The 20,881-nt window shown below is 46.5% G+C and carries 21 protein-coding genes; 16 read left to right on the top strand and 5 right to left on the bottom strand.

Going from position 1 to position 20,881, the window contains the following annotated elements:
• Positions 1–80: 80 nt before the first annotated feature.
• From NEE14_RS02695 to NEE14_RS02680, 4 genes are all read right to left on the bottom strand, one after another.
• Positions 81–653, bottom strand: a complete 573-nt coding sequence (locus NEE14_RS02695; RefSeq protein WP_251967390.1) for a transposase — start codon at positions 651–653, stop codon at positions 81–83.
• Complete coding sequence (locus NEE14_RS02690) at positions 650–1,273, bottom strand: DUF4372 domain-containing protein (RefSeq protein ID WP_251967389.1); 624 nt, start codon at positions 1,271–1,273, stop codon at positions 650–652. Before NEE14_RS02690 ends, NEE14_RS02695 begins: the two co-directional genes overlap by 4 nt.
• Before the next feature lie 213 nt (positions 1,274–1,486).
• Positions 1,487–1,696 (bottom strand): DUF4248 domain-containing protein, encoded by a 210-nt coding sequence (locus tag NEE14_RS02685; RefSeq protein ID WP_251967388.1) that lies wholly within the window; start codon positions 1,694–1,696, stop codon positions 1,487–1,489.
• 59 nt (positions 1,697–1,755) lie between these two features.
• Positions 1,756–2,226, bottom strand: a complete 471-nt coding sequence (locus NEE14_RS02680; RefSeq protein ID WP_251967387.1) for a hypothetical protein — start codon at positions 2,224–2,226, stop codon at positions 1,756–1,758.
• A 472-nt stretch (positions 2,227–2,698) separates the two neighbouring features.
• Here NEE14_RS02680 and NEE14_RS02675 point away from each other — a divergent pair, with 472 nt between their 5' ends.
• The 16 genes from NEE14_RS02675 (at position 2,699) to NEE14_RS02600 (ending at position 20,248) form a co-directional block, all read left to right on the top strand.
• Positions 2,699–3,430, top strand: a complete 732-nt coding sequence (locus tag NEE14_RS02675) for a hypothetical protein (RefSeq protein WP_251967386.1) — start codon at positions 2,699–2,701, stop codon at positions 3,428–3,430.
• 567 nt (positions 3,431–3,997) lie between these two features.
• The gene (locus tag NEE14_RS02670) at positions 3,998–4,447 is read left to right on the top strand and encodes a hypothetical protein (RefSeq protein WP_251968796.1); all 450 of its coding nucleotides are present in this window, start codon (positions 3,998–4,000) and stop codon (positions 4,445–4,447) included.
• The gene (locus NEE14_RS02665; protein ID WP_251968797.1) at positions 4,448–4,717 is read left to right on the top strand and encodes a hypothetical protein; all 270 of its coding nucleotides are present in this window, start codon (positions 4,448–4,450) and stop codon (positions 4,715–4,717) included.
• Positions 4,692–5,024, top strand: coding sequence for an endonuclease domain-containing protein (locus NEE14_RS02660; protein ID WP_251968798.1), 333 nt, complete (start codon positions 4,692–4,694; stop codon positions 5,022–5,024). The genes NEE14_RS02665 and NEE14_RS02660 overlap by 26 nt, the downstream gene beginning before the upstream one ends.
• Positions 5,025–5,062: 38 nt before the next feature.
• On the top strand, positions 5,063–6,025 hold the full coding sequence (locus NEE14_RS02655) for a DUF4373 domain-containing protein (RefSeq protein ID WP_338578776.1): 963 nt from the start codon (positions 5,063–5,065) through the stop codon (positions 6,023–6,025).
• Positions 6,022–6,717 (top strand): hypothetical protein, encoded by a 696-nt coding sequence (locus tag NEE14_RS02650; RefSeq protein WP_338578775.1) that lies wholly within the window; start codon positions 6,022–6,024, stop codon positions 6,715–6,717. The genes NEE14_RS02655 and NEE14_RS02650 overlap by 4 nt, the downstream gene beginning before the upstream one ends.
• Before the next feature lie 326 nt (positions 6,718–7,043).
• On the top strand, positions 7,044–7,385 hold the full coding sequence (locus tag NEE14_RS02645) for a nucleotide pyrophosphohydrolase (RefSeq protein ID WP_251968296.1): 342 nt from the start codon (positions 7,044–7,046) through the stop codon (positions 7,383–7,385).
• Positions 7,382–9,751, top strand: a complete 2,370-nt coding sequence (locus NEE14_RS02640) for a DNA/RNA helicase domain-containing protein (protein WP_251968295.1) — start codon at positions 7,382–7,384, stop codon at positions 9,749–9,751. Before NEE14_RS02645 ends, NEE14_RS02640 begins: the two co-directional genes overlap by 4 nt.
• A 352-nt stretch (positions 9,752–10,103) precedes the next feature.
• Positions 10,104–10,895, top strand: coding sequence for a hypothetical protein (locus tag NEE14_RS02635; RefSeq protein WP_251968294.1), 792 nt, complete (start codon positions 10,104–10,106; stop codon positions 10,893–10,895).
• Positions 10,896–11,762: 867 nt separating this feature from the next.
• Positions 11,763–12,188: an HU family DNA-binding protein gene (locus tag NEE14_RS02630; protein WP_251968293.1), complete on the top strand. Its 426-nt coding sequence runs from the start codon at positions 11,763–11,765 to the stop codon at positions 12,186–12,188.
• Positions 12,189–12,325: 137 nt separating this feature from the next.
• Positions 12,326–14,278, top strand: a complete 1,953-nt coding sequence (locus NEE14_RS02625) for an AAA domain-containing protein (protein WP_251968292.1) — start codon at positions 12,326–12,328, stop codon at positions 14,276–14,278.
• Complete coding sequence (locus NEE14_RS02620; protein ID WP_251968291.1) at positions 14,275–15,093, top strand: Cof-type HAD-IIB family hydrolase; 819 nt, start codon at positions 14,275–14,277, stop codon at positions 15,091–15,093. The genes NEE14_RS02625 and NEE14_RS02620 overlap by 4 nt, the downstream gene beginning before the upstream one ends.
• Before the next feature lie 101 nt (positions 15,094–15,194).
• Entirely contained in the window at positions 15,195–16,427 is a 1,233-nt protein-coding gene (locus NEE14_RS02615; protein WP_251968290.1) for a Cof-type HAD-IIB family hydrolase, read from the top strand.
• On the top strand, positions 16,424–17,515 hold the full coding sequence (locus NEE14_RS02610) for an isochorismate synthase (RefSeq protein WP_251968289.1): 1,092 nt from the start codon (positions 16,424–16,426) through the stop codon (positions 17,513–17,515). The genes NEE14_RS02615 and NEE14_RS02610 overlap by 4 nt, the downstream gene beginning before the upstream one ends.
• Before the next feature lie 10 nt (positions 17,516–17,525).
• Entirely contained in the window at positions 17,526–19,187 is a 1,662-nt protein-coding gene (gene menD, locus NEE14_RS02605; protein ID WP_251968288.1) for a 2-succinyl-5-enolpyruvyl-6-hydroxy-3-cyclohexene-1-carboxylic-acid synthase, read from the top strand.
• Between the two features lie 14 nt (positions 19,188–19,201).
• Positions 19,202–20,248 carry an o-succinylbenzoate synthase gene (locus NEE14_RS02600; protein ID WP_251968287.1) on the top strand — a complete coding sequence of 349 codons (1,047 nt, stop codon included), beginning with the start codon at positions 19,202–19,204 and terminating at the stop codon, positions 20,246–20,248.
• On the opposite strand, the gene NEE14_RS02595 is transcribed toward NEE14_RS02600, so the two are convergent.
• Positions 20,231–20,779, bottom strand: coding sequence for an RNA polymerase sigma-70 factor (locus tag NEE14_RS02595; RefSeq protein WP_251968286.1), 549 nt, complete (start codon positions 20,777–20,779; stop codon positions 20,231–20,233). The genes NEE14_RS02600 and NEE14_RS02595 overlap by 18 nt on opposite strands.
• Between the last annotated feature and the right edge of the window lie 102 nt (positions 20,780–20,881).

Here is a 20,881-nt window from a genome sequence, read left to right as displayed (position 1 = left end):
CGGCACGCCACACTAGTGTCCCAAGAAAAAATTAACAGTCTATTTTTCCTCTATAAACCGAGGAGTAAACTATCAAAATGTCAATTAACATCATCGAAGAGTGAAGGCCAAAGATAAGATTGATTGGCTTCTTCTTTTACGGAGTCTTCATATCGATCTAATACCTCTTTAAGTGGTTGCCTTTCAAAAAGAGATACACTCAAAACTCTCAATAGTTCGTAAGTTGTTCCTTTAAAACTATACAGTGCTTTAGCCAAAGCAACCAGGCAATAAGCGCTAACAGCTACATAAATCTGTATACTTACGGCATTGGCGGAAGTCCCATAAAATCGGGTAACATATAAATGTTGTTTTATCCATCTGAAAAACAGTTCTATGTTCCAGCGGTTTCTATAAGACTCTGCTATGGTCATGGCCGGTAGTTGAAAATTGTTTGTGAGAAAATCCAATACCTCATTTCGTTCCATACTGTAATATTGAACTAACCTTAAATTTCCCGGATAACCTTTTCTAGCCCATCTGTTGGAAAAAGAAATTTCCTTGTCTCCGTATATAGGAGCTACTGCAGCTGTCAGCTCTTTAATCACTGAATAAGACATTCCACGTTTCCTCCTCACTACAAAATAGGCAGAAATAGAATCGATCTCTTTCATACTGGCCGTTTTGATATAGGCTTTATCGAATACATACCTCCTTTACGGTATGGATAATTTTCCATGAACGTCTGATCCCGCTCTTCATGACCGGTTATAAGGCATAGAACTGGTACTTCACGTAAAATATCATATAGCGTATGAAGTTTTATCCCGCCACGTCCTCTTTGGGGAACACTCCAATTAAATTTAGTCAGATCCAAATATACCGAAGAGGAATCTACAGCAAACAAGCCTGCCAGATTAAAACCATCAGACAGGGTAAACAATTCTTTTTCTTCTGTTCCTACCTGAGACAGAGTGATATTCATTACCTTTTGTGCAAAATCTCTGTATATGGAAACTTCACGTGTGGCATTTGCATGCGAGAGATTGTTACGAGATATATTTTTCCCCATACCTAAGCGATAGAGTTTATCCTTGTGAGCACGTAAGCTACTTTCTATATCCCGTAAACTTTCACGTCCGGTCAACTGTGCCCACAACATCACTAGAAAATGGTTCCAACAACTGTATGTCTTCATATAACTATTCCCTTCATATTTTTTTACTAGATACTCAAAATGATCCCGAGGTAAGAGTGAACATAGCTGATTAAAAATGTAAGCAACTTGAGCCATATCTGTAGCAATTTGTTATTGCTGTTAAGATAGACGCAAGAAATCAATTTTAAAATCCTCCGACTGTTTTTTTCACTGTAAATACATATTTATTAGCTCCTTATAAGCTATTGTTAATTTTTTCTTGGGACACTAGTGCGGCACGCCACGTCTCTACAAGGGTTAATTGTTAATTTTCAATTTTCAATTCTCAATTCTCAATTCTCAATTGATCTACGGTTCCCCCAAATGACGAAAAACTAATTCTACCTGGCGCGGGGTGAACACCCGTTGCCCTTCTTTGTATCCGGTTTCGGCCAATTCGTTTTTCAAGGATTCGTTCCGGTCAATCCAGCGCTTTAAATTCGTGGTAGCAGCCTTCGGCGTGCTGTTCGCGAAGTACATAGCTGCTAATTCTTTTGTGTATAATGCTTGTGTTTTCATATACACAAATATAATCATTATCAATAGATTAAACAAATTTATCCGGTGTTTTACGCTTCTCAGGGCGATTTATTTTTTATCCAGATCAGGCCGATCAATACAAATAATCCAAGTAATAAAACAGCTCCAGTTATTTGTCCTTTCCAACCGACATCCCGCTCCTGGTGCACCACCTCGTTTTGTCGTTCCTGCTGCCATTGGTTGATCTGGTTCTCGTACTGATACACCAATTGCATCAGACTGTCGCAACGGGATTCGACAAACAGGGTGTCGTGCACCAGCCGGACCGAAACATGGGCTTGTCCGCTACTCTGGTGAAAGGCGGCTGCCGGTGGCAAGTCTTGCAATGCTGTTACCGGGATTGCCAGATTTGCTTCACTCATCGGAACAACCTGCGTTTGCAGGGTTTCCCGAAAAGACTGCTGCCCCCAATCCGCCTTCTGTTGGTTTACTACGCTTTCTTTGCTGGCTTCACACGCCGTCAGTGCTAATGTGCACATCCAAATGGAAATCATATTCGTTTTCATCATGCTGTTAATTATTTGTTGTTGTTTGATGCAAAGGTAAAACGTCCGATTTTGGCATTGTGGATGTGTGTGGATGTGTGTGGATCAATGTGGACGAATGGGGATGAAAAGGGATCAATGTGGATGAACGCGGATGAAATCCCGCGGGATTCCTCCCCGATTTCCTGCCGACCTTTTCCCAAAAAGACGCCGGCTTTTTCTTAAAAGACGCCGGGAAATCATCAAAAGACGCCGGATATTTCCTCTTCTTTCTTTACCTTATTTTATTTAATATATAAATAGGTAATTAACCAAATAAACATGAACTAAATAAATCGATATTAGGCTTAAAATACCATGAAACATGAATAAATGGCTAATTAATATGCTATTTTATTTGTTAAAAAGAAAAGTATTAATTACATTTGTCATGTTGATTCATGAATAAACAAAGTGATTGTATTAATGTTTTTAGCAACAATTTTAAGTAATAAAGATGAAAACAAATAAAGAAAGCAATGCCTTGGCATTGCAACCTATGGAAAATTTACAGAGTGCCTTGAATCTGTCTGTTACGACAAACGCCGAACTAAAGAAACGGGGTGAGGAAATTTTGAATAGCGTAAATTTGAGCACCAAATCTGACGTGAAAGAAGTTGCGGTTGAGCTGTCTGAATTTGTGCAGGAGTGTAAAGATGAGGTAGTGCGGATGCGCTCGCTCAGAAAGCCTTATACTGATAGGCTACTGGCGTTGCAGAAAAAATTTACGTCGCTTGAGAGTGAGATCGATCCGCTTAAACCGGGCTCGATTGCTCATGTTTGCCAAAGCCGTCTGCGTGAATTGCTCCGCCAGGAATGGGAACGGAACAAACAGGTAAAAGAACAGTTGCAGACGAATTACGAACGCCAGCTGAAGCGGATTGACAAACGGAAGGTGTCTGACGAGAAGAAAGAAGAAGCCCGTTTGAATGCCCGTAAAAAGCTGTTGGAAGAAGAACGTAAGTTGTCTGATATTCAGGTGCAAAAACTCCCCGTTCCCAATGATCCGTTAGGTTTTATCGAACTCTTCAAATTCTGGTGGGATCAGAAAGGTCAGTATTTACCCCAGGAAGATATGGAGCGTTTCTTCAAACTCCCGCTCACCTTCGCGCGTCAGCAGGCGCAAAAAGGGGTTTTTGTTGATAGCCAATATGTTGAATATCAAGAAACGCCATCGTCGTTTAATTGACGATTGCCCGTTCTTTTTGGCTTGATCCCCAAACTGTGTACGTACTTTTGCTTTGATGCCAACGTGCATGTTCTTTCTGGCTTAACCCAAACGTGTACGTACTTTTGCCTTGATGCAAAAGTACCAAAAAATCAAGGCTGCGTCTGCTGAGCTACTCCGTCACTTCGTTACGCTGTGCGCGCCGCAAACTCGCCTTCGGCTCAAACAGCGACGCTCCGGCCGCTCCACTTCGTTCCTACGCTTAACGCTCACCAGAACGAGGCCGGTCCTTCAATTGACGATTGATAATTGAGAATTGAAATGAATAATCGACAATAGCCAATTGTTGCGGCCTAACGGAGGAGGCGTGAAGCGGTCGACCGAGCGAAGCGTTAAAAAATCTCGGCTGTTTGAGCCGAAGGCGAGTTTTCCGAGATTTTAGCGCAGCGACCGAGACCGTAGCCTCCGCAGTGTGAGCCTTGACCTTTTGGTACTTTTGGGTCAAGCCAAAAGTACAAGTACGATCTTGTAAAAAAAACGGATAAAAAACAAATTAAAACTTTTAAGAACTTAAAAAATCAGATTATTATGAATACCGAGAAGAAATTCATGCTGATCTCAATACGTGATAACAAATTGAAAGTCAAGGTAGATCAGTACAACCCGGAAAATAATGATGCTTTTCAAAACACCTATATGAATGATGCGCCCATTCATGAAGAATTAGGTCTTGCCATGCAAAACTTGCTTTTCCATGTAGAGCAACTCACCCATAGTAAAATACCCGGTTTATGCGTCGACGGCTTCTACCGTCAGCCCAGCGGCAATTCGGAAATTATCAATATCTATGCCGGTTTCCGGACGGAAACCACGTGTCCGATCAATCTGGCGGTGCGTGTCAATACCGGCAAAGACTCGTATGAGTGGCTGGAGCGTCTGATGGAAGACTTGTCATTCTGCGAACGCGAAGCCTTGCTGTATATCACGAAAGGAAAGCGGTTTGAATCGGATTCGTTCATCACGGTACAGGCGAATTAAATGGACGACGAGGTGCGTGACCGGCTTTTGCCCGGTTGTCTGATAGAAACGGCGGCAGCCCGCTGTTTCTTCAACTTAGTGAGCGGTGAACATAATTCACGAGATTACCAATATTCCCGAAAAACGGAATTCGGTTATTTCTGGGACTCCTATCTTGAAAAATGGATCATGTTCGATAACCGCATGGGTACATTCTTCGTAAGCATCTGTAATACATCGGATGAAGCCTTTAATTTATTAATAGATGGAGAAGAACTTTTCACCCCTTGAACGGGAAATCTATAACCTGACAGGTCTGGAAACCAAGCGCGAATACCGTTTTCACCCCACGCGCGAATGGCGTTTTGACTTTGCCATACCGGCAGCTCACGTAGCCATCGAAGTGGAAGGCGGCGTTTGGAACGGCGGGCGTCATTTCCGCCCGGAAGGTTATTTGCGGGATATGGAAAAGTATAACGAGGCAGCCGCTTGCGGCTGGCTTGTTATACGCACCATTCCGTCCGAATTATTGCGGGTAAAGACGATCCAGCAGATAGTCAGAGCTTGCAGAAAGAAATTGACTACCGTCAGTTTGTAATTATAATCAATTAATAATCAATAATAAAAAGAAAAAACATGGCACTCGCTATAAAGGGATTACAATATTTCCCTCTCGATGTAAACTTTTTTGAGAACAACAAAATAGCAATTATAATCAGCGATTACGGATTGGAAGCCACCGCAGTGGTTCTTAAACTGTTTTCCCAGATTTACAAATCCGGTTATTATATGGATTGGAACGAAAAGATAGGAAAAATATTCTCTGCCTCTTTCCACACTAAATATTCGTATGCAACCATAATGAATCTGGTCAATTCGTTGGTAGAAGAAGATATTTTCAATAAAAAAATGTATGAAGAGTATCACATTTTGACGTCTGAAAAAATTCAAAATTGCTACTTCTCAGCCACTGTTCGGCGGAAAAAACAGAAAATCTCGAATCCTGAATATTTGTTAATTGCAGACATGATATCGAGTTCAACTACCCCAAAAGAGCATTTGAACGACAATTCTGTCGACAAAAATCCAAAAATTGCATGCAATTTTCAACAAAGTAAAGTAGATAAAAGTAAAGTAGATAAAAGTAAAGGAAAGGAAAGTATAAATAATCACACACACATCGCGCGCGAGAGCGAAAAAATTCGATCACTAAAAGCCGAATGGGATCAGTGGAAGATGGAAATGCTGAATGATGAAGATTGGTGCGCTACACTGGTTCGATACAGCGGAAAAGGTATTTTGATACTCAATAACGCTTATCAAATTATGAAATGCTTCGATGATTACGTTATTTTGCGATCCAGCGAAAATACTATTCAGACAAAAAAAGATTACCAGTCCGGACTTTTTGGCTGGTGGCGATATAACAATTGGGAAACCGATTTGCAAATCCTGACCGGCGCAAAAGCTGCTATGATAGAAAACAAATGTTCCGCGCCGCGAACAACACAAAAAACATCCAAAATAGAAGAAGCGATGGCTGTTGCCGAACGTGCTTCTGAAATGGCTTATCAATTAATGCAACAAAACCCGTTATGAATTTAGATATATTTACCAACAAGATGCGGATGGCGTTTCAAACGCCCCGCATTACTGATATTATGCCCAAAGATCTAACAGACTTTGCAAGTGCTCAGATTATACAATGTTACATCATAGTCGGTTACCTGACCTACGATGAAAAGGATATTAGTGTATTGGCAGCTAAACTTTGTTCGGATTTAAGAGAATCATATCCGTATTTGCATCGTGGCGAAATCGTTATCTGTTTCGAACTGGGCGCCAAAGGCGAGTACGGCGATTATACAGGCGTCAATCTGCGCACATTTTGCAAATGGCTGAAAGCCTACAAAACCAGCGACTTGCGCTATCAGATGATCAAGCAGATGGAGCAGGAAAAAGAAGTCAAAGCCTTGCCGGCGGTGAGCCGCGAATACAACGAGCAGAGCATGAACCGACTGATCATCAAGCGGTTTCACGAATACAAGAGCCGCCCGGACTTGGAAATCCCATTTGCCAGCATCTTGTATCAAGAACTGCAAAGCCGCGGTTTTATCCGCAACAGCCTGGAAGAAAAGCTCAGTGCGATGGCGCAGTTTTCCCGTTGGCGGCCACAAAACAACCTGCACGTCAGCGAAGATTACCGCCAGGCCATGATCAAACTCAAAGCCCAGGAATGGCTATTGAAACAGTATTTCAATTCATTGGTGCGCCTGCCGTTTGAAGGATGAGAATTGCCTACCATTTTGCTAACGTCAGCAAAATGGTAGAATTGGCAAAAGGCACTCAGCATGAGATGAATGCCTATAAACAGCGATAATGAAAATGACTGTAGAGGCGTGATGCAATTGAAAATGGACAATTGAAAATTAATGATAGAACATGACTGTAGAGGCGCAGCGCTGCTGCGCCTCCTACTGGCGGTATTGGGAGAACTGGCGGATAACAAAATAAACCAATGTAAATACATATATGCACAAAAGTTTATTTCCTTACCGGTTTTGAAATTCAATAAAGTCAACCTATCTTTGTGTAGATTCACAAAAAGAGATATAGAATGATGTCACAAAAATCAGATATAAAAGAAATTATGGAACAGATCGTACAGTTTACCCATGACAGAGACTGGGATCAGTTTCATAACGGAAAAGATTTGGCTTTGGCTTTATCCATTGAGGCTTCAGAGTTAAACGAGGCTTTTCTATGGAAGCAACCGGAAGATGTAAATATTGATAAGGTTAAGGAAGAATTAGCTGATATTCTGAATTATGCATTCTTGATTGCCGACAAATACAATTTAGACATCAAAGAAATCATATTATCGAAATTAGCTAAAAACGCGGAAAAATATCCTGTTGACAAATCCAAAGGCAACGCAAAAAAATACACTGAATTATGATCGTATACCACGCCAGTAAGAAAGGATTCATTAAAGATGTCTTCAATAATACCATTGCGGATGACATCGATCATGCTTTTTTACTTCATTTGGGAAGGCATACTTCGCCCAATGAAAAATCATCATGGAAAAACTCCATGATGCATATGTATAAAGTTATCGACACACCAGATATTCCTGATACTTCGACAATTGCCATCGAGTATCAGATACCGCTTACTTCCAAGCGAATTGACTTTATCATTTCCGGAGCGGACGAGAATCAACATTCCAACATGATCATTATTGAATTAAAGCAATGGGAACAAGCCAAACTTTCTCAGAAATCCGGCATCATACAGACACGTTTCCAACACGGCGAAAGTGAAACAGCACATCCTTCTTATCAGGCCTGGTCGTATGCTTACATGCTTCAAAACTATAACGAAACCGTACGTGAGCAAGGCATTCAGCTTTTCCCTTGTGCCTTTTTACATAACTATCAGGAAGATCATATCATTTCCAATGATTGTTATGCAGAATATATTACGAAAGCACCACTCTTTCTAAAGTCGGATGCAGGGAAATTACAGGAATTTATCAAGCAGCACATCAGATATGGTTCGAAAGAAGATATCGTGTGGCTGATTGATAAAGGGAAACTACGTCCGTCTAAGCAATTGGCTGACGCATTAAGTTCTATGCTTCATGGGAATAGAGAATTCGTATTGCTGGATGATCAAAAGGTCGTATACGAAACCGCATTAAGTCTGGCTCGCGAAGCGGCAAAAGGCCGCAAACAAGTTTTCATTGTAGAAGGTGGTCCTGGCACAGGGAAAAGTGTCGTTGCCGTCAATCTTCTGGTTGAATTGACCAAAGAGGGAGCCGTTGCCCAATATGTATCCAAGAATGCTGCCCCGCGAGATGTTTACACCGCCAAACTATCAGGGAGTTTCAAGAAAAGTTACATCAATAACTTGTTTGTGGGAAGTGGCAGTTTCATCGAAACGCCACCAGATACCTTTGGAGCGCTGATTGTTGACGAGGCTCACAGACTGAACATGAAAAGCGGTCTGTACAGTAATTTAGGTGAAAACCAGATTATTGAAATTATACAAGCTTCCCGTTTTTCTGTTTTCTTCATTGATGATCGTCAAAGGGTTCATATTAAAGATATAGGATCGAAAGCTGCCATTCAAAGATTCGCAGAATCGTGTGGTGCTGTTGTACACACAGCCAAGTTAAGTTCTCAATTCCGATGCAACGGTTCAGACGGCTATTTAAGCTGGCTCGACAATACGTTACAAATCAAAGAAACAGCCAACATCCGATTAGCGGCTGATGATTATGACTTCCGCATATTTTCTGATCCTAACCAGCTTTTTGAGACGATTAAGGAAAAGAATAAAATCAACAATAAAGCGCGTGTTGTTGCCGGCTATTGCTGGGATTGGAATAGTAAAAAAGATCCCAATGATTACGATATCATCATACCGAAGTTCAATTTCAAAAAGCGCTGGAATCTGAATACCGACAAAAATCTATGGATCATAGGAAATAATTCTATCGAAGAAATAGGCTGTATACATACATGCCAAGGTCTGGAATTAGATTATGTGGGTGTAATTATCGGACCGGATATGCGTTATGAAAACGGACAAATCGTTACGGATGTTACTAAACGCTCTGGCAATGATCAGTCAGTAAAAGGATTCAAGTCTCTTATCGCCAAAAACAAGGACAAAGCCTTGCAGGATGCTGATGAGATTATAAAAAACACATACCGGACATTGCTCACACGAGGAATGAAAGGCTGTTACGTTTATTGCTGCGACAAGCCGCTGGCAGAATATCTTGCAGCCCAACTCGAGCCGCAACAAGCGCCAGTTCCTGAAATACGAATTGAACCTGAAGTCAATGACGAAGTTAAATACATCGACTTTTTACCCTTATATTCAATTCGGGCAGCCTGTGGTTATTTCGGAGAAGGTGAAATGGTTGAAGAAAGCGGCTGGATGAAAGTGGAAGGAATGGGAAAACTTAACCGTAATATGTTTATCGTGCAAGCAGTAGGACATTCCATGGAGCCACTAATTCATGATGGTGATTATTGCGTCTTTAGAGCTAATCCGGCAGGTAGCCGACAAGGAAAGATTGTCCTTGCGGAACACCACAACTATTATGATCCGGATTATACAGGCAGTTATTCTATTAAGACGTATACCAGTAAAAAAACTTATGATGCGCAAGGAAACTGGAGTCACGAGGAAATTGTTCTGCATCCTAAAAATCCAGACTATTCTCCGATCATCATCGATGAAGAAAATGCAGACGAATTTAGAATTGTCGGAGAATTTATAGGTATTTTGCAAGCAGAGGTAAAATAAAACTGCAAGCCAGGAATTCTTTGGGTTGTATATCAATAGCTTGAATTTAAATAAGATGATAGCTATCATACAAATAATATCTTACAGTAACGAGCATTTCCGAACAACCGGCACCGACTTGGATAAAATCTTGCCGCCCGTTTCCCGTTTCGGCGGTGGCCGAGAAAAGAAGAAAGCAACAGTTATCGGAAAACTCTCTGCATTCTTTGAGCGGTTTTTTGGGATTTCGTGAGAGTAGTAATGATTGAAGTAAGGGAATATAAGTAACGGTATTAGAATATTTTCGGATAGAGTTCAAGTTTTAATTGCACCATATTTGCCATGTTAAAAAGATAGTGTATCTTTGTATAATATGAACAAAAGAAAAAAGAAAAATATTATTTCATTATCATGCGAGGATAGTAATCAAGCATTCATGACTTCTTTAAAGATAGTACAAGAAGTCATGAATGTTCCTATGTGTGCATTAACTTCCCTGCTAAGAGTTAATGGATTCAATGATAATGAAGATCCTTCCAGCCTTTGTATAGATGAAAAAAGGCTGAAAGTATTTGTGAAAGCTTATATTCGCAAAATGCGTAGTTATTTTCTCAGTTCTCTACGCAATATTAGCAGTTTATCCCTAAAAGAACGATATGATTTTAATCATTTTGTTAAACTCTTTAGAAAGAAAGGAGACGTTCGAAGTACTTCTTGTAGTTGGTCTGATATTGATGAAATAAAGATCGAACAAGTATTTAGGAGTACTATTAAAAAGAAAACACAAACGGGCATTCTTAGTTTACATGACAATTTCAATGATTTATTAGAACATGTTTGCCTGGCATGTGATAAACCCAAAAATGATAAGCTAAAGAATAGCCTTTACAATCTACTTGAAAAAGTATCGCCCATTGATAAACTTGTATATAATGCTGACGATATTTTAAAAACTTTCACAAGTAGATTTAGCGAAGAAGAAAATTTACTTTTAGAAATCACTCATAGTGATTATTATGTAGCCAAAATCACTTGTACTGTAAATAGAAATAATACAGTAGACTTTATAGAAAAAATATTAAGATCCGCTAGATACTACATATACTCTTCCAATTCTGATGATGATCACAATAATATAAGATTCTATGCTCTAGGTGGTTATTAATCCATCATTAGAGTCTATAACAGGAGAATTTATAAAAATATTATTAATTCTTAATTGTATTATTATGATCAAGATTTTTTTTAAATACTCTAAAATAGACAGTATAAGTAGAGTAGAACAAAGATTAGTTTTCAATCTTTCAAAAAATCATAATTCTTTTATTAATAAAGAGTTATCAATATCATTTTTTACAAACCTACTAAAACGCTGTTTCAGGGTATTATATTATTTTCTTTTTACCCAAAAATAGTGACTAATTTAAATTAGAGGTTAGTGAGATGAGAAATATTGAGTCAGGTAAATCTTTCCCGGGAAAAGAAACAATAAACAAAATCTGTGAATCCTTGCAGATTCCAGAATCTTATCTGTTGTTGTTTAGTTTAACAGAAGAAGATATTCCTGAACACAAAAGAATATTATATCGGATTTTATGCGAACCTTTAAAAGAAGAATTGATGCGGGATTATTAATCTTGCGTTTGTAGATAATAAGATAGCAAAACAAGAGTTTATTCATTTCCAAAACTCTTAGTTTTGCTATTTTTTTACATTAATTTTTCTCCCATCATCCACCATCTAATCATAACCCAACACCCGAGGCGCAGCAGCGCTGCGCCTCTACTTCGCATAATCATAATGAAGAACGCCGTTTTTTTGTCTGCTCTAATCGGCCATTTTCCCAAAAACTTCCCCCTATTTCATCCACATTGATCCACATTCATCCCATTTGATCCCTTTTCGTCCACATTCATCCACACTGATCCACATTGATCCACACGGCGATTTTCGGGTGTTGTATCTTTGTAGTGTGACAAGAGAGGAAGAGGCGCGGTTGCCGAACCTATTAAAAACTTGTCCTGATAAAGTTATGGCAATTTCTTATACCTTAGTGCAGAGAAAAGACATGAGTAAGGGCGCGTTGGAAGACGCGAAGTTGTATTATGCCCAGGCAGTGAGCACGCGCCGGGTGAATTTCGATGATTTGTGCGACGAGATCGCTGAAACCTGTACGCTGACATCGGCCGACATCAAGGCCGTGTTGGACCGTGTGATCTGGGGCATGGTAACGCACCTGAAGAACAGCGAGATCGTTCAGTTCGGCGATTTGGGTAATTTCCGCATCGCTGTGGGCAGTTCCGGAGCGTCGACGCCCGAAGAATTCACTGCCACCATGCTCCGCAAGCCGAAAGTGGTGTTCCACCCGGGCAAACGCTTGCAGGAGATGCGCGATGTCGCCAAGTTCGCCCGCTTCACCGTCGATAAAGACGAGGGCGCAGATGGCGGCGGCGTGTAAGCCCTGCCCTGTAATGATTCCGGCTTCCCCGAAGTCAGGCTGTCACATCAGTCGCTTCCGGGAAGCCGGATTTGTTTTTTCCCGTTTCGCGGAGAATTTTTGTATATTCATCCGTCTTGTCGTACTTTTGCACCGTTATGCAACAAAATCAGATTATCACTCCGACCATTCATCTGCAAAGGCAACTGGATGCCCTTCAGAAAGAGTACCTGTATGAGAAGGAAATGTATCAGGAACAGACGGAAAAGACCGGCGTCTGGAAGAAGATACAACAGGGACTTTGCTGGTATCCGGTCAGCGTGGGCAGAAGCTATTATAACTCATTGAACCAGCTGGTGGTGGAGATAAGCCGCCGCGAGGAAAAAGAAGTGGAACACAACTTCGAATACGGCCGCCCCGTCTGCTTCTTCAAGACCAACGGAAACGGGAAGCCGTTCTACTTCAACTTCAGTTCGACCATCAGTTATGTGCAAGACGACGTGATGGTCGTCACCCTGCCCTCGCCTTTCGCCCTGACCGAAATTGAGGGAGAAACCGATCTGGGCATCCAGCTTTATTTTGACGAGACGAGTTACAAGGCCATGTTTGCCGCCCTGAAGGAAGTGCTCGCCGCCAAGGGAAACCGGCTGGCCGACCTGCGCGACATCCTGCTGGGAAAGTCGGCTGCCTCGAGGCGTGAGCTTTTCCCGATCCGCTTCCCGTGGCTCAACCCGTCGCAGGAAGCAGCTGTCAATCAGGTACTGGCCGCCAAAGATGTAGCCATCGTACACGGGCCTCCGGGAACGGGAAAGACCACCACGCTGGTGGAAGCCGTCTATGAAACCCTGCACCGCGAGAACCAGGTGATGGTATGCGCGCAGAGCAACACGGCCGTCGACTGGATTGCCGAGAAGCTGGTTGACCGCGGTGTCAATGTACTGCGTATCGGCAATCCGACGCGGGTGAACGACAAGATGCTCTCGTTCACCTACGAACGGCGGTTTGAAGCCCATCCCGACTACAGCGAACTGTGGAGCATCCGCAAGGCCATCCGCGAGATCCATTCCGGACTCCGGAAGAAAAGCCGGAGCGAACGCGATACCGAACGCAACCGGCTGTCGCGCCTGAAATACCGCGCCACGGAACTGGAGATGAAGATCGACGCCGAACTGTTTGACGAGGCACGCGTCATCGCCTGCACCCTGGTGGGCGCCGCCAACCGCCTGCTGACGACACACCACTTCACGACGCTTTTCATCGACGAAGCGGCCCAGGCACTGGAAGCTGCCTGCTGGATAGCCATCGGGAAAGCCGACCGCGTCGTCCTGGCCGGCGATCACCAGCAGCTGCCGCCCACCATCAAATGTCAGGAAGCGGCGCGCGAAGGACTGGACCAGACGCTGATGCAGACCATCGCCCGCAACAAGCCCGAGACGGTGTCGCTGCTGACGCTGCAATACCGGATGAACGAGACCATCATGCGCTTCCCCTCACGCTGGTTCTACGACAACCGGCTGAAGGCGGCTCCCGAAGTGCGCGACCGCGGCATCCTGGAATGGGATACGCCGATTGTCTGGACCAACACCGCCGGCTGCGAATACCTTGAGCACCAGCAGGAAGAAAGCCTGAGCCGGATCAACAAGCGGGAAGCCGAGCTGCTGGTCCTCCAGCTGCAGGTCTATATCGAGAACATCACCAAAGAACGGGTACTGGAAGAACAGATCGACTTCGGCGTCATCTCGCCCTACAAGGCACAGGTCTATTACCTGCGGAGCCTGATCAAGCGGAATGCTTTCTTCAAGCCTTTCCGCAAGCTCATCACGGTGCACACCGTCGATGGCTTCCAAGGCCAGGAAAGAGACGTGATCCTGATCAGTCTGGTGCGGGCAAACGAGGCCGGACAGATCGGTTTCCTCAATGACTTGCGGCGCATGAACGTGGCCATCACCCGCGCCCGGATGAAGCTCATCATCATCGGCGACGCTTCTACCCTGTCACATCATCCGTTCTACCGGAAGTTATATCAGTATATACAGGAAAAAGGGAAAGTCATCCAGCTGGGTGACGACACGAAACAAGAAACAGCAGAAACAGAAAACGACGAGATATGAAATATAAACTACTTGTATTGGATCTGGACGGCACACTGACGAACAGCCAGAAGGAAATTACACCTTTCACGAAAGAAGTATTGATCCGCGCCCAGCAGCAGAGCCTGCACATCGCGCTGGCTTCCGGACGGCCCACGTACGGTATCGTCCCGCTGGCCGACGAATTGGAGCTGAAGCAGTACGGCGGCTTCATCCTCTCCTTCAACGGAGGGAAAATCATCGATGTCAAGACAGGCAAGGTCTTGTTTGAACAGGCGCTGCCGCCCGATGTCATCCCCGTGCTCTACCGCGAATCACAGCTGGCCGGCGTGTCGATCCTCTCGTACAACGGGCCTTATATCCTGACCGAAACGCCCGACAACCAGTATGTGCAATACGAATCGTTCCTCACCCGGATGAAGGTGCAGGCAACCGATAACTTCGTACGCGACCTGCTGCAGCCGGCCGACAAATGCCTGGCTGTGGGCGAGCCCGAAGCGCTGGTCCCGCTGGAAGAGAAGCTGCGCCGCGAGCTGGCCGACCGCATCAACGTCTACCGCTCCGAGCCGTTCTACCTCGAGCTGGTGCCCAAGGGAATCGACAAGGCCAATTCGATCAAGGTACTGCGAAACCGCACACGCACCAAGCGCGAAGAAGTCATCGCCATCGGCGACGGCTACAACGACTTGTCGATGATCAAGTATGCCGGACTGGGTGTAGCCATGGGAAATGCCCAGCCGCCGGTCAAAGCCCAGGCCGACCTGGTGCTGCCGCACACCAACGATGAAGACGGCGTGGCGCGTTTCGTACAAAGCATCCTCGACGCGGGCGAATGACGGGCGAACGAATACGAAACTTCCTGAAATTATCCCAAAAGCGATAGGAATCTTTCGGCAATTTCCCTATATTTGTCAGATAATCCCTAAAAATAAAGGCTATGAAGTACAAATTATTAGTGATCGATGTTGACGGGACACTGTTGAACGATCAGAAACAAATAACACCTCACACCAAGGCTGCCATCCTGAAAGCGCAGCAGATGGGAGTACATGTTGTATTAGCCTCCGGACGTCCGACAGGAGGAATTCTGCCATTAGCCCAAGAACTGGAATTGAACAATTACGGCGGATACGTCATTTCCTACAACGGCGCGCAAATCATCGACATGCCGACAGGCAAGGTCTTGTTTGAGAAACGGCTTAATCCGGAACTGATTCCGTATCTCGACAAGAAAGCCAAGAAAAATGACTTTGCCATCTTCACCTATCTGGAAGATTTCCTGATCACCGACAGTATCGACGATCCTTTCGTGCAGCAGGAAGCCAATCTCAATAATATGCACATCCGGCAAGTATCCAACTTCCCGAATGCCATCGACTTCGAACCGTGTAAATGCATCCTGGCGAGCGACAACGAGGAAGAGCTGGTCGGCCTGGAGAATCACTGGAAGAAGAAACTGGCCGGTGTGGCCGACGTGTTCCGCTCGGAAGACTACTTCCTGGAAGTCGTTCCTCCGTCGGTCGACAAGGGAAATGCCATGGCCCTGCTGATGGAAATGCTGAAGATGAGCCGCGAAGAAGTGATTGCCATCGGCGACGGTATTGCCGACGTGCCGATGCTACAGCTGGCCGGACTGGGCATAGCGATGGGAAATGCCCGCGACTCGGTCAAGGTCTGCGCCACGGCAATGACACTGACCAATGAACAGGACGGTGTGGCAGTCGCCATCGAAAAGGCTATCCTGGCCGCTATTCATCCGACCGAGATACCGCTCGACCAGCTGAATGAACGGGGCAAGCACGCGCTGATGGGAAATCTGGGAATTCAATATACGTATGCTTCGGAAGACCGCGTAGAAGCGACGATGCCTGTTGATGAGCGGACCCGCCAGCCATTCGGCATCCTGCACGGCGGAGCGACACTGGCTTTGGCAGAAACCGTAGCCGGACTGGGTTCGATGCTGATTGTGCAGCCCGACGAGATCGTTGTCGGAATGCAGGTCAGCGGAAATCATATTTCGTCGGCACACGAAGGAGATACAGTCAGAGCTGTCGCCACCATATTCCATAAAGGACGTTCATCTCATGTATGGAATGTAGATGTTTACACATCAACAGACCGGCTGGTTTCATCCATCCGTGTTGTAAACAGCATTTTTAAGAAGAAATGATAACAAAAGAGTCTTATTATATCATTGACGCACTTATCAGACAAGGCCGGAGTTTCGCCCTGTGGCGTACGCCGGGAAGTGACACCATCCATTTCCGGATGCAGAGTTACGGAACTCCGGACTTGCTGACTGATTATACTGAATTGAACGGGCGGACAGGCTTTGTCATCGCCCCGTTCCAGATATCCGATAAACATCCCATTGTACTGATCCAGCCGGACTGCATGGATTTGCCGGAAGACATACTGGAGACACCGCAAGGCGACATCGAAGTCTTCTCGCAGGAATATCCGGAGATCACGACGTACGAAAAGGAGAAAGAGCATTATCAGGCATGCTTCACGGCTTTCCGGGAACCCTTATTGCGGGGCATTCAGGACAAGCTGGTGCTCTCGAGAGCCAAGACGAGCGCGAAACCGATCAGCTTCTCGCCCGGGAAGGCTTTCTTCCAGGCATGCGACCGCTATATCTATTCGTGCGTCTATCTGTGTTATACTCCGCTGACAGGCATCTGGATGGGCGGAACACCCGAAATCCTGCTGGCCGGCGAAGGCCATCAGTGGCAGACGGTGGCTCTGGCCGGAACGCAGCGGCTGAAGAACGGCAAGCTGCCTCATGCCTGGGACCAGAAGAACTGGCAGGAACAGCAGCTGGTGGCGACCTATATCCGCCGGCAGCTGGGAACGCTGGGAATCGTACCGGATGAGAAAGGGCCTTATTCGGCCCGGGCAGGCGAACTGGCCCACCTGAAGAGCGACTTCCGCTTTACGCTGCCCGATAATCGCCACCTGGGCGACCTGATCAACCTCCTTCATCCGACACCGGCCGTGTGCGGACTGCCCAAAGAAGAGGCTTATCAGTTTATCCTCGGACACGAAGGCTATGACCGCAGTTATTATTCCGGCTTCGTGGGCTGGCTCGCTCCCGCCGGACGCACAGACCTGTACGTCAATCTGCGGTGCATGCACATTCATGCCGATACTTATACCTTGTTTGCGGGCGGCGGCCTGTTGGCCTCTTCCCGACTGGAAGATGAGTGGAATGAGACAGAAGATAAGATGAAAACGATGAGAAATATTTTAGAATAACGATATATTTATGTACGCTGATAAAAAGAACATTCTCCAGCTTGTGGCGCTGCTGAAAGCCCATGAAATCAGAAATATAGTTTTATGTCCGGGAAGCCGGAACACACCGATTTCTCATACGATAGCCAATCATCCGTTCTTTTCCTGCCATGCCGTCACCGACGAACGAAGCGCCGGATTCTTTGCCTTGGGCCTGGCTCTTTGTACCGGAAAGCCGGCTGCCGTGTGCTGCACGTCGGGAACAGCCCTGCTGAATCTGCATCCGGCCGTGGCAGAAGCCTATTATCAGCAAATCCCGCTCGTGGTGATCTCGGCCGACCGCCCCGGCGCCTGGATCGGACAGATGGACGGACAGACGCTGCCGCAGCCTAATGTATTCGGTTCCCTGTCTAAATACTCGGTCAATCTGCCCGAAGTGCAGACGGAAGAAGACGAGTGGTATTGCAACCGCCTTGTCAACGAGGCTTTGCTCGAGCTGAATCACCACGGAAAAGGTCCGGTGCACATCAATGTCCCAATCTCAGAACCGCTCTTCCGCTTCACCACAGAAGAGCTGCCGGAAGTGCGGGTCATCACCCGATATCAGGGATTGAACATCTATGACCGGCAGTACAACGACCTGATTGCCCGCCTCAATGCGTATCCCAAACGCATGATGCTGGTCGGACAGATGAATCTGATCTATCTCTTCGAGCGGAAGATATGCAAGCTGCTCTACAAGCATTTTGCCTGGCTGACCGAGCACACGGGAAATCAGACAATACCGGGCATTCCGGTCAAGAACTTCGACGCTATCCTCTATTCGCTGCCCGAAGAAGAACAGGTCAAGCTGGTGCCCGACTTGCTGATCACCTATGGCGGACACATCGTCTCGAAGCGGATGAAGCAGCTGCTCCGGAAACATCCGCCCAAAGAACACTGGCATGTGGCAGCCGACGGCAAAGTGACCGACACCTTCGGCTCGCTGACGACGGTCATCGAAATGGACCCGTTTGAGTTCCTCGAGAAAATCGCCTATCTGATCGACAACAAGAGCAGTGAATACCCGAAACAGTGGGAATTCCAGTCCAAGAAAATACAGCAGCCCGACTTTGCCTTCTCGGAAATGGCGGCAATCGGGAAAGTGCTTCAGGCCATTCCCAAAGAGGCCGTGCTGCATCTGGCCAACAGCTCGACGGTGCGGTATGCGCAGCTGTTCAAGATTCCCGACACCGTGGAAGTGTGCTGTAACCGCGGAACCAGCGGCATAGAAGGCTCGTTATCGACGGCTTTGGGCTATGCCTGGATTTCCGACAAACTCAACTTCGTCCTGATTGGCGACCTGAGTTTCTTCTACGATATGAACGCGCTGTGGAGCAATCACCTGCGCGGCAACTTGCGTATCATGCTGCTCAATAACGGAGGCGGAGAAATCTTCCAGGCGCTGCCCGGACTGAAGATGGAAAACCGGACGCACCGCTTCGTGACAGCCACGCATTCGACACATGCCGAAGGCTGGGCCAAAGAGCGGGGCTTCGACTACCAGGCCGTGCATTCGATGGAAGAACTCGAACAGGCACTGCCCGCCTTCATGCAGGCCGAACAGCAGATTCATCCGCAGTTCATCGAAGTCTTCACCGACAGAGCCGAAGATGTCCGCCTGCTGAAAGACTATTATCATTCACTTAAATAAGGAGAAACAACCGTATGTATCGGATTCAGGTCTTGCCCAAGACACTTCATTTCAAGCAGCCCGCCGGAACGTCGCGGGGAATTTACACCATCCGGAAGGTCTGGTACGTCGTCCTTTCCTCCGACGAACAGCCGGAGCGGAAAGGCTGGGGCGAATGCGCGCCACTGCCGCAGTTGAGCTGCGACGACCGGCCCGACTATGAAGACATCCTCAAGTCGGCCTGCCGCGATGTGGAAGTCAGCGGACGCATAGACAAAGAAGCCTTGCGCCCTTATCCATCCATTCTGTTCGGCCTCGAAACAGCCTTGCGCCACTATGAACAGCAGTCGGTGGCCTTGTGGGACACGCCTTTTTCCAGGGGCGAAGCCGGCATTCCCATCAACGGATTAATCTGGATGGGAAACTATGAGCGGATGCTCGAACAGATACGGGTCAAGATGGAGACCGGCTTCCGCTGCATCAAGCTCAAGATCGGAGCGATCCATTTCGAGGAAGAACTCGACTTGCTGGCCTTTATCCGGAAACATTTCTCGGCGAAGGAAGTGGAGCTGCGCGTCGATGCCAACGGCGCTTTCCAGCCCGACACGGCCCTGGAGAAACTGAAGCGGCTGGCGGAACTCGATCTTCATTCCATCGAACAGCCCATCCGCGCCGGACAGTGGGAAGAAATGGCCCGGCTCTGTGCCGTCACGCCGCTGCCGATTGCCCTCGATGAAGAACTGATCGGCATCAATACGCCCGAACGGAAACAGGAACTGCTCGACACCATCCGTCCGCAATACATCATCCTGAAGCCTTCGCTGCACGGAGCGATGTGTGGTTCGGAAGAATGGATTCGGGAAGCCGGGAAACGACAGATCAACTGGTGGATTACTTCGGCCCTCGAGTCGAACATCGGACTGAATGCCATCGCGCAGTGGTGTGCCACGTTCCGGAATCCGCTGCCACAAGGACTGGGCACAGGCGCTTTATTTACGGATAATATCGAGATGCCGCTCGAGATCCGGAAAGACTGTCTCTGGTTCAAGCCGGAAGGAAAAGACTTACTCATCCGGGAATAACATCGCCCGCAGGCGGGCAACGGCTTTCTGCAGCTGAGCATCCACCGTATGAACGCTGATATTCAGGGCAGCCGCCACTTCTGCATACGACTGCCTGTCTTCACGGATGCGGATAAAGACCTCGCGGCACCGTGGTGGCAGGCGGTCGAGCGCTTTCACATAGCGGGCAAACAGCTCCTCGCCTATCATGATTTCTTCCGGCGAGTCATCCGCATCCGGCAGGATGTCGGCAGTCAGGTCGGTTTTCTCGGGCTGTCTGTTTTCCTGTTCCAGGCGCGCCAGGGCGGCATTGCGCACGGTGATGAAGAAATAATCTTCCAGATTGGCAATCTCCTGCAATGACCCGCGCCGCTGCCAGATACGGAAGAACACATCCAGCACGACTTCCTGCGCGGCTTCATCGGCATGCAGATAATACCAGGCGATCCGGTAGAAACGGTCATAACAAAGATCATAGAACTTCTTCAATGCCAGCTGGGAATCATCGTCCCGCATCTGCCGCAAATATTTCCTCACCTCCTGCTCTGTCATATCCGTTCTTCTTTACTGCGGATGCAAAAGTAGCATAAAAAACAGAAAGAAGAACAATCGCCCCACAAAAGAAGCCCGGAAAGCGGAAAACGCTGATTGGTC

It is taken from the genome of Parabacteroides sp. AD58 (assembly GCF_023744375.2).
GTDB classification, from domain to species: domain Bacteria; phylum Bacteroidota; class Bacteroidia; order Bacteroidales; family Tannerellaceae; genus Parabacteroides; species Parabacteroides absconsus.
This window is presented reverse-complemented; position numbering and strand designations above follow the sequence as displayed.

What these genes read in the sequence shown, in the direction of transcription:
- NEE14_RS02695 (WP_251967390.1), bottom strand. Translation starts at nt 653, where the DNA reads ATGAAAGAGATCGATTCTATTTCTGCCTATTTTGTAGTGAGGAGGAAA.
- NEE14_RS02690 (WP_251967389.1), bottom strand. Translation starts at nt 1,273, where the DNA reads ATGGCTCAAGTTGCTTACATTTTTAATCAGCTATGTTCACTCTTACCT.
- NEE14_RS02685 (WP_251967388.1), bottom strand. Translation starts at nt 1,696, where the DNA reads ATGAAAACACAAGCATTATACACAAAAGAATTAGCAGCTATGTACTTC.
- NEE14_RS02680 (WP_251967387.1), bottom strand. Translation starts at nt 2,226, where the DNA reads ATGATGAAAACGAATATGATTTCCATTTGGATGTGCACATTAGCACTG.
- NEE14_RS02675 (WP_251967386.1), top strand. Translation starts at nt 2,699, where the DNA reads ATGAAAACAAATAAAGAAAGCAATGCCTTGGCATTGCAACCTATGGAA.
- NEE14_RS02670 (WP_251968796.1), top strand. Translation starts at nt 3,998, where the DNA reads ATGAATACCGAGAAGAAATTCATGCTGATCTCAATACGTGATAACAAA.
- NEE14_RS02665 (WP_251968797.1), top strand. Translation starts at nt 4,448, where the DNA reads ATGGACGACGAGGTGCGTGACCGGCTTTTGCCCGGTTGTCTGATAGAA.
- NEE14_RS02660 (WP_251968798.1), top strand. Translation starts at nt 4,692, where the DNA reads ATGGAGAAGAACTTTTCACCCCTTGAACGGGAAATCTATAACCTGACA.
- NEE14_RS02655 (WP_338578776.1), top strand. Translation starts at nt 5,063, where the DNA reads ATGGCACTCGCTATAAAGGGATTACAATATTTCCCTCTCGATGTAAAC.
- NEE14_RS02650 (WP_338578775.1), top strand. Translation starts at nt 6,022, where the DNA reads ATGAATTTAGATATATTTACCAACAAGATGCGGATGGCGTTTCAAACG.
- NEE14_RS02645 (WP_251968296.1), top strand. Translation starts at nt 7,044, where the DNA reads ATGATGTCACAAAAATCAGATATAAAAGAAATTATGGAACAGATCGTA.
- NEE14_RS02640 (WP_251968295.1), top strand. Translation starts at nt 7,382, where the DNA reads ATGATCGTATACCACGCCAGTAAGAAAGGATTCATTAAAGATGTCTTC.
- NEE14_RS02635 (WP_251968294.1), top strand. Translation starts at nt 10,104, where the DNA reads ATGAACAAAAGAAAAAAGAAAAATATTATTTCATTATCATGCGAGGAT.
- NEE14_RS02630 (WP_251968293.1), top strand. Translation starts at nt 11,763, where the DNA reads ATGGCAATTTCTTATACCTTAGTGCAGAGAAAAGACATGAGTAAGGGC.
- NEE14_RS02625 (WP_251968292.1), top strand. Translation starts at nt 12,326, where the DNA reads ATGCAACAAAATCAGATTATCACTCCGACCATTCATCTGCAAAGGCAA.
- NEE14_RS02620 (WP_251968291.1), top strand. Translation starts at nt 14,275, where the DNA reads ATGAAATATAAACTACTTGTATTGGATCTGGACGGCACACTGACGAAC.
- NEE14_RS02615 (WP_251968290.1), top strand. Translation starts at nt 15,195, where the DNA reads ATGAAGTACAAATTATTAGTGATCGATGTTGACGGGACACTGTTGAAC.
- NEE14_RS02610 (WP_251968289.1), top strand. Translation starts at nt 16,424, where the DNA reads ATGATAACAAAAGAGTCTTATTATATCATTGACGCACTTATCAGACAA.
- menD (WP_251968288.1), top strand. Translation starts at nt 17,526, where the DNA reads ATGTACGCTGATAAAAAGAACATTCTCCAGCTTGTGGCGCTGCTGAAA.
- NEE14_RS02600 (WP_251968287.1), top strand. Translation starts at nt 19,202, where the DNA reads ATGTATCGGATTCAGGTCTTGCCCAAGACACTTCATTTCAAGCAGCCC.
- NEE14_RS02595 (WP_251968286.1), bottom strand. Translation starts at nt 20,779, where the DNA reads ATGACAGAGCAGGAGGTGAGGAAATATTTGCGGCAGATGCGGGACGAT.